11 protein-coding genes and 1 riboswitch are annotated in these 12885 nt (G+C 33.5%); of the genes, 4 read left to right on the top strand and 7 right to left on the bottom strand.

Annotation, left to right across the window (positions count from 1 at the left end):
* Window positions 1–21: 21 nt before the first annotated feature.
* Window positions 22–1530 (bottom strand): reverse transcriptase domain-containing protein, encoded by a 1509-nt coding sequence (locus NHF50_RS02835; protein WP_252774993.1) that lies wholly within the window; start codon window positions 1528–1530, stop codon window positions 22–24.
* A gap of 469 nt (window positions 1531–1999) precedes the next feature.
* On the opposite strand from NHF50_RS02835, the gene NHF50_RS02830 reads away from it, so the two are divergent.
* From NHF50_RS02830 to NHF50_RS02820, 3 genes are all read left to right on the top strand, one after another.
* Entirely contained in the window at window positions 2000–2695 is a 696-nt protein-coding gene (locus NHF50_RS02830) for a hypothetical protein (RefSeq protein WP_252774992.1), read from the top strand.
* A gap of 44 nt (window positions 2696–2739) precedes the next feature.
* Window positions 2740–3309 carry a pseudouridine synthase gene (locus tag NHF50_RS02825; RefSeq protein WP_252774991.1) on the top strand — a complete coding sequence of 190 codons (570 nt, stop codon included), beginning with the start codon at window positions 2740–2742 and terminating at the stop codon, window positions 3307–3309.
* A gap of 253 nt (window positions 3310–3562) precedes the next feature.
* Window positions 3563–4222 (top strand): hypothetical protein, encoded by a 660-nt coding sequence (locus NHF50_RS02820; protein ID WP_109568249.1) that lies wholly within the window; start codon window positions 3563–3565, stop codon window positions 4220–4222.
* A 35-nt stretch (window positions 4223–4257) separates the two neighbouring features.
* On the opposite strand, the gene NHF50_RS02815 is transcribed toward NHF50_RS02820, so the two are convergent.
* The 6 genes from NHF50_RS02815 to NHF50_RS02790 all read right to left on the bottom strand — a co-directional run bounded on the left by NHF50_RS02815 (window position 4258) and on the right by NHF50_RS02790 (window position 10776).
* Window positions 4258–5019 (bottom strand): dienelactone hydrolase family protein, encoded by a 762-nt coding sequence (locus tag NHF50_RS02815; protein WP_109568248.1) that lies wholly within the window; start codon window positions 5017–5019, stop codon window positions 4258–4260.
* Between the two features lie 68 nt (window positions 5020–5087).
* Window positions 5088–6713 carry a S8/S53 family peptidase gene (locus tag NHF50_RS02810; protein WP_252774990.1) on the bottom strand — a complete coding sequence of 542 codons (1626 nt, stop codon included), beginning with the start codon at window positions 6711–6713 and terminating at the stop codon, window positions 5088–5090.
* Window positions 6714–6766: 53 nt separating this feature from the next.
* The gene (locus NHF50_RS02805) at window positions 6767–7546 is read right to left on the bottom strand and encodes an ABC transporter ATP-binding protein (protein ID WP_252774989.1); all 780 of its coding nucleotides are present in this window, start codon (window positions 7544–7546) and stop codon (window positions 6767–6769) included.
* Between the two features lie 3 nt (window positions 7547–7549).
* Window positions 7550–8578, bottom strand: a complete 1029-nt coding sequence (locus NHF50_RS02800; protein WP_252774988.1) for an iron ABC transporter permease — start codon at window positions 8576–8578, stop codon at window positions 7550–7552.
* Complete coding sequence (locus NHF50_RS02795; protein ID WP_252774987.1) at window positions 8578–9717, bottom strand: ABC transporter substrate-binding protein; 1140 nt, start codon at window positions 9715–9717, stop codon at window positions 8578–8580. Before NHF50_RS02795 ends, NHF50_RS02800 begins: the two co-directional genes overlap by 1 nt.
* 213 nt (window positions 9718–9930) lie before the next feature.
* The gene (locus tag NHF50_RS02790; protein ID WP_252774986.1) at window positions 9931–10776 is read right to left on the bottom strand and encodes a T9SS type A sorting domain-containing protein; all 846 of its coding nucleotides are present in this window, start codon (window positions 10774–10776) and stop codon (window positions 9931–9933) included.
* A 34-nt stretch (window positions 10777–10810) separates the two neighbouring features.
* A riboswitch (cobalamin riboswitch) is annotated at window positions 10811–11028 on the top strand.
* Window positions 11029–11054: 26 nt separating this feature from the next.
* On the opposite strand from NHF50_RS02790, the gene NHF50_RS02785 reads away from it, so the two are divergent.
* Entirely contained in the window at window positions 11055–12881 is a 1827-nt protein-coding gene (locus NHF50_RS02785) for a TonB-dependent siderophore receptor (protein ID WP_252774985.1), read from the top strand.
* Window positions 12882–12885: the final 4 nt, after the last annotated feature.

Here is a 12885-nt window from a genome sequence, read left to right as displayed (position 1 = left end):
TTTTTTAAATTTATTGTAAAGTTAAGATTCATTTTTAACATTTGAAAAATTATATTTTTCTAGAGTTTTTTGTAGAATCTTCCAATGATTTTTGATTTGTTTTTTAATTTCCGGAGCTTCAAGTTCTTCGGATGCTTTATATATATATTTTATATAATTACCTCTAAATTTTTTATCTATATCTTGAACTTTTTGGATACCATTTATATATTCCACTCTTTTAGTTTTCAGAAATCTTTTTTTTACTCCTTTATAGGAATATAGTCTATAAATTTTTCTTTTAAAAATTGGTGCGTCATCTAAAAGATATTTTTCCTTTATTTTTTCAACTCTTTTTGATTTTCTTCTAATTGCTTGCTTCATTTCTCTATAAAAATTTGCAAGGTTTTTAGATTTAACTAAAGTTTTATCGCCATAAAATTCAAAACCAAGATAAATTAAAGGAATATTTTTTTTAATAGAATCTTTTTTAAGATTATAACATTCCATTTTATTGTTATTTTCTTTAAATATTGTTTTTTCGGTCTTTTCTTTTGATATAACAAGTTTAATATCCTTAATTTGATCTAAGATAAAAGATTCAACGAATTCAGTTTGATTTTCTTCACAAATTACAATTATATCATCTGAGTATCTTCTATAGTAGACATTAGATTTTATGCACAATTCGTTATAAACTTCTTTATCAAAAGGTAGCATATACATGTTGGCTAAAAGTGCGCTGATAGGCAATCCTTGAGGAATACCAACAATTTTTCCATCTTTCTTTTTTTGATTTTTATGAATGATGATGTTAGACTCTAAAAGTTCTTTTATATCATTATAAAATGTATGTTTTCCACGTTTTTTTAACTGACTTAATTTCTTTTCATCAAAATGTTTTTGATTTACTTTTAAATCTTTGAGTTTTACATAAGAAAAAAGTGTAGCAGATTTAAAAATATTATAATGGTCTTTGGGTAATGATTTCGTCCCAATAATTTCAGACCAAATTAATTTTAATAATTTATGATTTAACGACGGAAAGAAATTTTCAATATCAAAAGCCAAAACAACACAATTTTTTCTTCTTTTAATTTCATCAAACACATCCTTAGCAAAATGAACATTGTTTTTGTATTTAATTCCATCTTCCGTTAAAATTTGGCGATATGCAGAAATACAATTTGAAAAATCTTTATTTTTATTTATATAGTTTTCATATTTAGGACCAATTATTTTTTGTGTGTAATACGAATAGATATGAGCATCAATATGCGTAGCATACATTATTTCTCTAATCTTGGTATTTGATGAAATAGTTCCTTTTCTGTCTATTTTCTTATGAGATCTTTTTAGTTCTCCGTTAAAATCCGATAGTTTATATCTCCTTTGTTTAATTTCTTTAAAAACTAAAGGTGAAAAGGAATGTTTTGCAATTTTTATGGTATCACTAAGATAACCCTCAATTTCTTTTTTTTTAGAAATAGGAGTTTTATTTGTGAAATGAGGATAGCCCCTATCTTTAAACCAATCTTTTTGTTTTATCATTTTAAAAAAGTAAAAGCAATAGAAGTTCTCGCACGGAATTCTAAGAAATAAAATGTACATCTTTTCAGATTGAGTCATTAGCCGAGTTCTCGACTCCCGTTGGCTTTGTACGTAAATTTGTGTTTAAATTTATCAAATATGACTGAAACGACAACTGCCGCTTTAGAGGCGATTGTAATGATCCTAAATCAATTGGATTTATTCCCAGAAGTTTCTAAATATATAGAAATCTTACTGACAATAATTTGGTTTTCCAAACTTATTTCGAAATCTGTTTGGAAAATCCAAATAAATTACACTTTTCTTAATCAACATATTTATTATCCCAAATTGGTCTTGATTAATTGATCTCTATAAGAAATACAATAACTCAACAAATATTTTATTTCAATAACTAAAGAACTTCTTTGCTTTGTGTAAAAATATTAATAATTTTCAATATTTTCGTAAGTAATAAGTTTAAAAAAGTATGGAAAATAAATTTGAAGTCGGCAAATTGGTTAGTTTTAAATCACATCCTTTGTTAAAAGAAATGTATATTAAAGGAGATGGTAAATATGTACCGCCAATTATGCTAGTTAAAGAAGTTTTTTTTGAGAATAAGAATAAAAAAATATTTGACGAAGCTACAGGAAAAAAAGTAGCTGATAAAATAAAATATATCTGCGTGTATTTTGATGATAATAAGAGTGAATTTATAGAATCGCATTTGTATGAATCCCAATTAGAATCTATTTCTTTAATTAATATTGCAAGGTTTGATGAAGAAAAAGAAGGTTCCCAAAGAAAAACTTTAATAGAGGAAGTTGATGGTTATCCAAACACTTTTGAATATGAATTTGGAAAGATAGTTTATTTTAAATCCAAAAAACTTGAAGCATTTAAGAAAAGAGAATCAACAAAAATTAAGGTACATAAAGATACAGGATTAGAAGAAAAAGAAATTACTAGGCAATATGTAGTTAATTATATAACTCCAGAGTTTGTTTTAAGTGGATTTAAAAAAGAAAGCTATAATGATTTATTTTATGAAAATGGTACCCCTAAAAGATTAGTTTCAACAGATTTTATTAAAGTGAAATGGTTTAATCCCTTTCAACATAAATTTAGTGAGCAATTTTTACCAATTGAATTTTTCATTGATTTTAATCCTTTTAATCGTTAATGAACAACATAATCTGAAAAACGTATTTTTGTGAAAATTTCTACATGGATCATCATCATTTTTTATTGCACAAACCACATGGTTTTTTAAGTCAGTTTATTTACGAAAAGAAACGAACGAAACGTTTGTTAGGCGAATTATATTCTTTTCCGGAAGGAACGATGGCAATTGGTCGTTTAGATGAAGATTCGGAAGGGTTGTTATTGCTGACCACTGATGGGATGATGAGTGAAATAGTACGTGCAAAATCAGTTGAAAAAGAATATTATGCGCAAGTAGACGGTTTAATAACGGACGAAGCCATTGAACAATTGCAAAAAGGAGTAGAAATTGGTTTTAAAGGAATTCGGTATGTAACCAAACCTTGTCAAGCTAAACGAATAATCGAATTGCCAGATTTTATTGGTGCAGGCAGAAAAATTCGCGATGAACGTCACGGACCCACGAGTTGGGTTTCCATAACGGTAACCGAAGGTAAATTTCGACAAGTACGAAAAATGACTGCAGCAGCTGGTTTTCCTACGTTACGTTTAGTTCGCGTTCGAATTGGAAATACTTTTTTAGCAGGAATTTCTGCAGGAGAAGTGAAAGAAGTAACTTCTTTTGATCTGTAAATAGATAGAATTGTCTAAAAAATATAATATTCAATTTCTTGTAAAATCTGAAACCGGTTCAGAATAATTACTACTAGCTATTATAGTTCATTACGTAATTTAATTTTATCAAAGAAATTAAATTTGAAATGTGTTTTTGTAATATCTCCGGGGAATAAGTAGAAATACGTGGTTTTTAAATGGGGTTTTATTCACCTTAAATAGCATTTGCTCTTTAGCTTACTTTGCGGTAGATAACTAAAAACATATTATTATGCCACAAGAACAAGAACAAAGATTCAGAGAACAAGTATTAGTGAACGGAGAACAAGTGATTTCAAATGAAGGAACTATTGAAGAGTTAGGAGAAAAAGCAAGAAAGCAGGCAACAAGTAGTAAATTAAAAGGGTTGACTGCTAAAGGAGGAACTGCTGAGACTGTTATTGAAGTTGCAAAATTTGTCTGGGATATTATAAAAGATTCAAAAGCCTCTGCTGCAACGGAAGAAACCACTTCAAGAGTTTTATCTGTTAAAGATACGAATTGGGAAAATTATGAATTAGCTAAAAATTTTGCTTCAGATGAGATCACCTATAAATTGGATAACTTTGTCGGAGTAAATTGTTATACCGTTAAATTTAAGGTAGCGGGAACTTATAAAGCAGTAAACCCTGATTTCGGTGGAAAATGGATTCCTAACATTCATGTCACTTTTTCCAGATGTGATGCTAATATTCCTTGGGTAATTAACGGAAGTGCCGTTATAGATAGTACTTATGTATCAAACATCGGTACAAAAGAAAACCCGATACCTCAATTGGTATTGAATATCAAAATAAAAACGGATGCTAAATTTGCACTCAACTGGGAAAGCCACGAACGAACATTTGAATTTATACTGAACGGAGAGACTGGTGTTAAATTGATTAACTAAGAATATAAAATCCCTTTTCAAAAGGGATTTTTTTATTAAAATATTTCTTTGAAAAAAGTTTTCATTGCTTTCCAACTTCTTTTATCGGCCAATTCGTTATAAGCAGCTCCTTTACTATTATCCGTATCCAGATCTTTATGCGTAAAGGCATGTACGGCATTCGCATAAAATACCATTTGCCAGTCAGCTTCAGAGGTTTTCATTTCTTTTTGAAAAGCCAGTACTTCACTTTCTGGTACATAAGGGTCATCTGCTCCGTGTAGAACTAATACTTTGGTAGTTATTTTTTCAACTGGTCTTGAAGGATCTTTTCCTAAACCGCCATGAAAGGAAACCACTCCTTTTACGTTAAAATGAGCACGAGCTGCTTCTAAAGCTCCGGTTCCGCCAAAACAATAGCCAATCACTGCAATTTCGTTTTTATCTGCTCCTTGTAGGATCAATTGCTCAATAGCCAATTGAATACGTTTTTGATATTCTTTGTAATGGGTTTTATAATAACCGGCTTTTTGTCCGGCTTCTGAAGGATCTTTCGGTTTATTACCTACTCCGTAAATATCAGCAACAAAAGCGTGGTAACCTAGTTTTGATAAATCTTCGGCGACTTCTTTAGAGTGATCATCAATTCCCATCCAGGCGGGAAGAATAACAATTCCGATATTTTTAGGATTGCTTTTCTGAGCTTTATAAAAAAAACCTTCTAACTTTTGATTGCCATCATTATATATAACGCGGCTTAATTGGGCTTGTGTTGTTAACCCCAATAGGATAACAAAACATGAGATCAGTATTTTCATTTTTCAGGATATTGGTTGTTCTTGTAAAGATACTGATAATCGGTTTTTTAGGAGGTTCCTTTTCAGAACTATTTTTTAATGATCTTAGTTAAATATTCTTTTCGGGAAGTAGTTACTTTTACAAAGTAAGCTCCGCTATCCAGATCAGAAAGGTCTATTTTAAGAGTGTTTGACTCCAAATTGTTTTGATAAACCGTTTGACCTAATAAATTGAAAATAGTGATTTGACCTTGGTTAAAATAACCTTTAGAATCTGTTATCGTTATAAAGTCAGATGTCGGGTTAGGATAAATATTTAATGAATCAGTAGTAAAAGCTTCGTTGTGTAATGTACTGTCCAAATAGGCAATTGCGGCTTGCATATCCGGTATGGGACCAATGTGACCTGCGGTTGTACCGCCCTGAGCAATTCCGGTTGTAATTAAAATGTTTCGGATTTCCTGACCGGTCATATAGTTTCCGGTGTAAAAATGGTAATAGGATTGTAACACCGCAGCACATGAAGCTACAATAGGCGTAGCTGAACTGGTTCCGGAAAAAAGAGTGTAACGTTGGTTAAAATCACCTCCTATCGTGCTATAGTCTCCGTATCCGGAAGAAATTACATTTTGAGCCCAAGCCTGTACATCAACTCTGCTTCCGTAAGTACTGTAATATATTCGTTCGTGGTTTAAATTAGACGTCCCGGCTCCGACTAATATAGCGCCGCTGTCTCCTTTGTTCATGTATGCAGCATATCCGGAAGCATCTAAATTCTGGTTTCCGTTTCCGGCTGCTGCTACCACAATTATTCCGGCATCAGTAGCGGCTTTGGTCAAATCCCAGATCACATCATTGTATTCTGCAGGGACATAGTTGTATGGTCCGGCTCCGATTCCTCCGGTTTGCATTTCATACATTATGATATCGCCAATAGCTGCATTGGCAATAGCCTGTGTAACAGCATAAGCCCGGTTGTATCCGTTTTCTACAGTATATTCAGGATATAAAATAACAGTATCAAGTCCATAAGCCATTCCGGTAACACCATAATTGCCGTTGTCTGCGTAAACTACTCCTAAGGCACCGGTTCCGTGTTCAGTATAGCTTTCGTCTAATGTAGGTTCAACGGTCATTCCGCTTGCAATAGAGATATTTACAGCATTGAACTCTTCGTGGTAAACATTCATGCCGTATTCTACATCAAAAAGAGAAATTCCTACTCCGGTAAAATTTTGATCCCAGGCATATTGCATGTTAACACCGGGGTTACTTTGAATATAAGTCTGTTGGGAAAAATAGTCAGGTGTAGTTGGCGGAATATCAGTTGGCGGAGCAATCGGTTCCGTTTCCATTTTTACACAATATATAATTCCTTTTTGATTCGTTAATTTATCTTTAAGCTCATCCACTGTTGTTGGATTAGTATCAGGGATCAGTATCCTGAAAATATTCTTTAAGCGCAGAACTGATTCATCTGTTCCGGTAACAGATAGAGCTTGCTCTTTCAGAGAAGAGAATTGATCTTCTGACAATCGGATGCCATTTTCAATGGTAGCATTATATACATTCAGAAATTCTTGCAATTCCGAAAAGTTCAATTCCTTTTCATTGATGCGGATATAAAGCGAAACAGTATTGTTGTTTTGAACGCTTTGTTGTGCAGTTATAAATGAAAAGCAAAAAAGAAAGAAAAGAAGTAGTTCTTTTTTCATAGACTGAAAATTAATGCTTTAGCAAATATATCAAATAATTAAATTGGTTTTTGTTATTTTATAATGAACTTTCCTTTTTCGGTATCAAAAGAAATATTTTTATCATCAAATATCTGATTGAATACATTTTGAGCTATCAGATTGCAAGGTTCATCTTTATAAATAGCATTTTCCGTAAAAACGATCATTTCGTCAGTAAGTTGAATAGCCAGATCGAGATCGTGAGTGGAGTACAAAATGGTTTTTCCGGTTTCGTGGGTTAATTTAGAAAGTAATTTGAGTAAAGTTACTTTATGAACCAGATCTAAATGAGTTGTAGGTTCGTCTAAAATGATGATAGATGTATCCTGAGCCAATGCTCTTGCGATCATGGTTTTTTGTAATTGTCCGTCGCTGATTTCATAATGCTTTTTATGGGCAAAATCCGAAATTCCGGTCAGTGAGATGGCTTCGTCAATTTTTTGACGGTCTTCAGTAGTGAGTGTTCCCAACCAATTAGTATAAGGTTGGCGACCTAAAGCAACAATCTCATAGACGGTTAAATTACTAGGAGGAAGACTTTCGGTTAGTACTAAACTCATTTCCTGAGCTAATTCGCTATTGTCGTAATCGGAAAGATCTTTATGATTGATTACAATTGTTCCGGAAAGGGGTTCTAAAATCCCGGTGATTGTTTTTAAAAATGTTGATTTTCCAATACCGTTTTTCCCGATAAGAGCAATGAGCTTTCCTTTTTTCAGACCCAGTGAAATATCACTTTGAATAACAACAGATGATTTTCCTTTAGTGTAACCAATGGATAAATTTTCAGTATGTAGAATAAACGGAACCATCTGTTATTGAATTTTTCGTTTTCTGATTAGGAGCCAAACAATGATCGGAGCTCCGAAAATAGATGTTATAGCATTGATCGGTAGAGTGAGTTCACTATTCGGAACCTGAGCAATACTGTCACAGATCAGCATCATAATACTGCCTAAAAGCAAAGTGCTCATCAATAGAACAAGGTGATTGCTGGTTTTGAAAAGTAGTTTTGCCATGTGAGGAACCGCTAAACCTATAAAAGCGATCGGTCCGACCAATGCTGTTGTGCTTCCTGCTAAAATACTCGTAGCAATAATAATTATTAAGCGTGTTCTTTTAAAATGGATACCGATACTTTTAGCATAGCGTTCTCCTAAAAGAAGGGCATTCAAGGGTTTTATGATTGTGATGCTGAAGATAAGCCCTATAGCTATGAGTATAAATAGCAGTGTAACTTCTTCCCATGATAAATTACTAATGCTTCCCAGTGACCAGAAAGTATATTTTTGCAATTGTTCGGCAGTTGAGAAGTATGTTAAGACTGAAACGATAGCACTTGTAAAACTGCTGAACATTAAACCGACAATAAGGATTGCCATAGTATCTTTTAATCTTTTGGCAACCAGTAAAACGGCGGCAAGTACTAAGAAACTCCCGATTCCGGAAGCTAAAGTTAACCCATAAGTTGACAGAAAAAAGGAAGCGACGGAAACCGGTAGTAAGGCAGAACCTAAAATAACAAAGGCAACACCTAAACTGGCTCCTGAACTTAAACCCAGAACATAAGGACCAGCTAAAGGATTTCGGAACAGCGTTTGCATCAGCAGACCGCTGACTGACAATCCGATCCCGACTAAGATGGCGGTAACAGCTTTAGGCAAACGGAAATGGAACAGGATGATTTCCCAAGTCTCTTTTTCCATTTTGAATCCTAATATGCCTTTGCAAATCTCCGAAACGGGAATAAATACCGAACCTAAACTTATATTGATTAAAAATAAAGCGATGCTCCCTAAAACAAGGATCCCGAAAAGTAGCTTATGTTGGCTTGACATGCTCATTATTCTAAATGTTCAAAGAAGAATAATTCATAATCCGGTAATACTTCCGGGTGTAAGATTTTAATAAGGTCTTTTACCACCAGATCAGGGCGGTTAGGTGCTAACTCATAATAAATTACGCCGCCTGTTTTTCCTTTTTTGTTACTGAAAGAATACACTTTTTTGTCCCGAACAGATCTGAAATAGTTATAGTTCGGATTGCTTTCTAAAATGGCATCTATTGAAGTGAATTGTCCCGGACCTATCCAGTATTCGGCATCTTTTGCTTTGTCTAAAACGCTTTCAAAAGATAAGGAGAGACTTCCGGTTCCCTGAGTATCTTTCCAAAGATAATTGCCATGGGCTTCTTTTAAGAAATAAGCAGCCCAGCTACCCCCTTGAGGCAAAAACCACTGGTCTTCATAAATACTTCCTGCCATGATACTGGGTTCGTTTTGAGTATTTTGTGCCAGAGTAACGGCATTCTGATAATCCGATTTGATCTGGTTGAACAATTTTTCGGCTTCTTCGGATTTGTCAAACAGAACCCCGAAAAATTTAATCCATTCGGCTTTGCCTAAAGGTGTTTGTTCGGTCCAGTCACTGTTTAAAATAATTTTTTGTCCGTTGCGCTCCAAATTTTTATAGGCTTTCATGCTTCCGTTAACACTGAAACCTACAATTACATCCGGCTGAAGCTCTAAAATAACTTCCGTATTCAAATTTTGATTGTTGCCCAGATCACGTATTTTACCTTCATCAATAAGAGCTCTTGTTTTTTCAGACGAAATATAATCAGTGGTAGGAAAAGCAACCAGTTTGTTTTCTTCGCCTAACATTTCGAGTGAAGGAATGTGCGTGGTAGAGGTGACTATGATCTTCTGAACCGGAATTTCTATAGCAGTATATTGGCTTAAACTATCAGGAACAGTAGTTCCCTTTTTATGTAAAACATAATTGTAATTTTCAGTTGCTTCCGGGAATGTATTTGTTATCGTAACCCAGTAAAACGAACCGAAATCTTTAATGGATAGGCCTTCTGAATCCGTAATCAATTCCGTAGCTTTCGGGTTTTCCTGAGCTTGGTTTTCTTGTTTTTTGCATTGAGAAAATAAGAAGAGTAATCCTAAAAAAAAGCTAATCTTAGTAATGAAAGACATACCTGAAAATTTTTAGCAAAAATAGAATTTTGTTTTCATAAAAGCTATTTTGAGTAACAAATGCTACATTTTCATTGGTGATTTCAAATTAACTTAGCTTAAAAAAGATGAGAGACAGCAACACCTTTATGTATATCGTCATTGCAGTAATTGTACTACACTTTGTAGTAGGTTTTATTTGGCTGATAAAAAAAATGAGCGGAAAGAAATAAATTATAGTTTAATGATTTTCTTTCTGAATTCATCATTTGAAGAATCTATAATTTGAAGGATGTAGATACCACTTTCTAAACTATTTATATCAGCATTTAGATTTTCAAAGTCATTGTAATTTTTGACTAATTTACCTTTTATAGAGTATAAATTAATCATTTTTATATCCACATTGCCGGATAAATAGATAGCATCACTAAACGGATTAGGATATATCTCCGGTACTTTTTTGTCAAAAGAAGTTTCGTTTAAAAATACTAAAGGAAAGTATTCAGCAGTGTTGATAACGCTGCTGTAATTTAATAAATCAGTTTTTAAATCAGTAATATTACAATTTGTACATTGTAAAGTATAAGAATTTAGAAACTGTATATAATATTCTAAATATGTAACATTATGGTTTTGAAAAATAGTGTTTAATCCACTGTCATTAGTAATAACAACGCCATTATTATCCGTTCCGGTTTGAACACCGATAGTAGAATCAACTAGGTCAAAAATTAAAATGTCTCCGAATGTTTCAAATTCAGGACAAATAGAAACTTTAGTAACAAAAGAACTGTAATTTTCTAAATCAACAATAAAAGAGGTCAAATCATTTCCTGAATATATAGCAAAAAATGAAGTAGTGTTATCTATAGGATGATAATTACTGGTAATGGAACTGATATTATGATTCTGAAGAATTTGATTCAATCCGGAGTCTGAAGTTTCATTATTGTAAGGGTTAAAAGGATCGTTCGAATTTGTTAAAACGTGGGCGTTCGGATCGTTGGTAGAAATCTGAATAAAATCTTGCCCGAAAGTTAATGTTACAGTGAAAAAGAAGAGTAGAATTTTTTTCATTTGTTTTTCAACGAATATAAAAAAAATAAGTTTACTTTTGCAATCGAATTAAGGTTGAGGTACATATTTTTTGTACTTCATGAAAAGGGAATCAGGTGCTGATTATTTTGTGTCAAAATCCTGAGCTGTACCCGCAACTGTAAGCTAAAAAGCTTGTTATTTACTGCATTGCCACTGAAAATTAATTGATTTTTTGGGAAGGCTAATAACAAGACGCAAGCCAGGAGACCTGCCTGATTCAATAAAGTAAAAAACTTTCGGGAATAAAGGTTTTCAAAATGGTAAAGCAATTACAGGTATTTTTAGTATTTTTTATTGGTCTTGGCGTTTATGCGCAACAAGATACATTGGTACAACTGCAAGAAGTAACAGTTGCCGACCGGCAATTGAAAAAATTCTCGGGGAGTCAAAAACTTATCGTACTGTCTGATAGTATCATTGCTAAAAGCAAAGGATCGCTTACTGATCTACTTCGTAATAATTCCTCTATCTATTTCAAAGAGAATGGTTTTGGTATGGTTTCATCTCCTTCTTTTAGGGGAACCACAGCATCGCAGACTGCTGTAGTATGGAATGGGATCAATATTAACTCACAATTCAATGGACAAACCGACTTTAATACGATCAATGCTACTGATTTTGACAATGTAACGATACGCCCCGGAGGCGGGAGTGTTACGTACGGAAGCGGAGCCATAGGCGGAACGGTGCATCTCAATAATGAAATGAAATTTAAAACTGCTTCTGTTCACGCTGTAAGAGTTAACTACGGAAGTTTCAGTACATACGGAATTCGCTATGGCGGAGTTTTTTCCACTCAAAAATTTTCTTCTACGATCCATTTCAGCCGAAACGAATCTCAAAACGATTACAAATACATTGGCTATGATAAAAAGAATGAAAACGGCTTTTATCAGAATAACAGTTTTAATACGGTTTTCGGATATAAGCTAAATGGCCATAATACGTTGAAGCTCTATACACACTATTTTGACGGTGAGCGTTATTTTTCGGGGACTATTTCTTCGCCATCTAAAAGTAAGTATCTCGATCTCAATATGCGGAATATGGTAGAATGGCAAATGAAGTCGGGAAGATTCACCTCTCAATTGAAAGGTGCTTTTTTGCAAGAGAATTACAAGTATTATGAAAACAGAATGAGTGAAAATTTTACTCACGGAACGGTGGAGAGTACAATTTTTAAGTATGATGTTATTTTTGAGCCCAGTAGAAAAGTTCGATGGAATGTTATATTAGACTACACTCAAAACAACGGAAGAGGATCAGGAATAGCAAAAGCAAAAAGAGAAATTGCAGGCGGGAGTTTGTTGTTTCAACATAAAATAGCAAAAACATTTCAGTATGAGGGAAGTTTTCGTTACGAAGCTACCTCTGTTTACAAAAGTCCTTTATTGTTCTCACTGGGTGGGAAATGGGATGTGACTACTTTTTATGCTATTAAGATCAACGGCTCTAAAAATTATAGAATTCCTACTTTTAATGACTTGTACTGGCAAGGAAGTGGCAACCCGAATCTGAAGCCGGAACATTCTTATCAGGCTGAACTATCACAAATACTGAGCTTTTCAAAGTTTAAATTTACCGCAACAGGCTATTATTACGATATTACAGATATGTTGCGTTGGGTTCCAAATGCAAGTGGGATCTGGACTCCGGAAAATACGGATAAAGTAAGCACGTACGGTGCTGAATTAGGCACTGAATGGCAAAAGAAATTAGGACAAACAAAATTAAGCTTTAATCTGAACTATGCTTATACCGTTTCTGAGAATGAACAAACAAGGAAGCAACTGATCTATGTGCCTTTCCATAAGATCAACGGACAAGTTAATGTAGGCTATCGTAGAGCATCATTATATTACCAGTTTTTGTTTAACGGCAAGGTGTATACCTCAAATGATAATTTTTACGATCTGGAGAGCTATTGGCTATCTAACGCCGGATTGCAATATGATTTGGGTAAAAAGAAAAATATAAATGTTTTGTTTCAGGTTTTTAATCTTGAAAATAAAGCATATCAAAATGTTTTATCACGTCCTATGCCGGGACGAAATTATAATTTGAGTATCAATTTTAAACTTTAATAGA

Origin of the sequence: Flavobacterium sp. NRK F10, from assembly GCF_024054235.1 — a bacterium.
GTDB lineage: Bacteria > Bacteroidota > Bacteroidia > Flavobacteriales > Flavobacteriaceae > Flavobacterium > Flavobacterium sediminis.
Note: the sequence above shows the minus strand (reverse complement) of the source record. Positions and strands in the feature narration are given on the sequence as shown.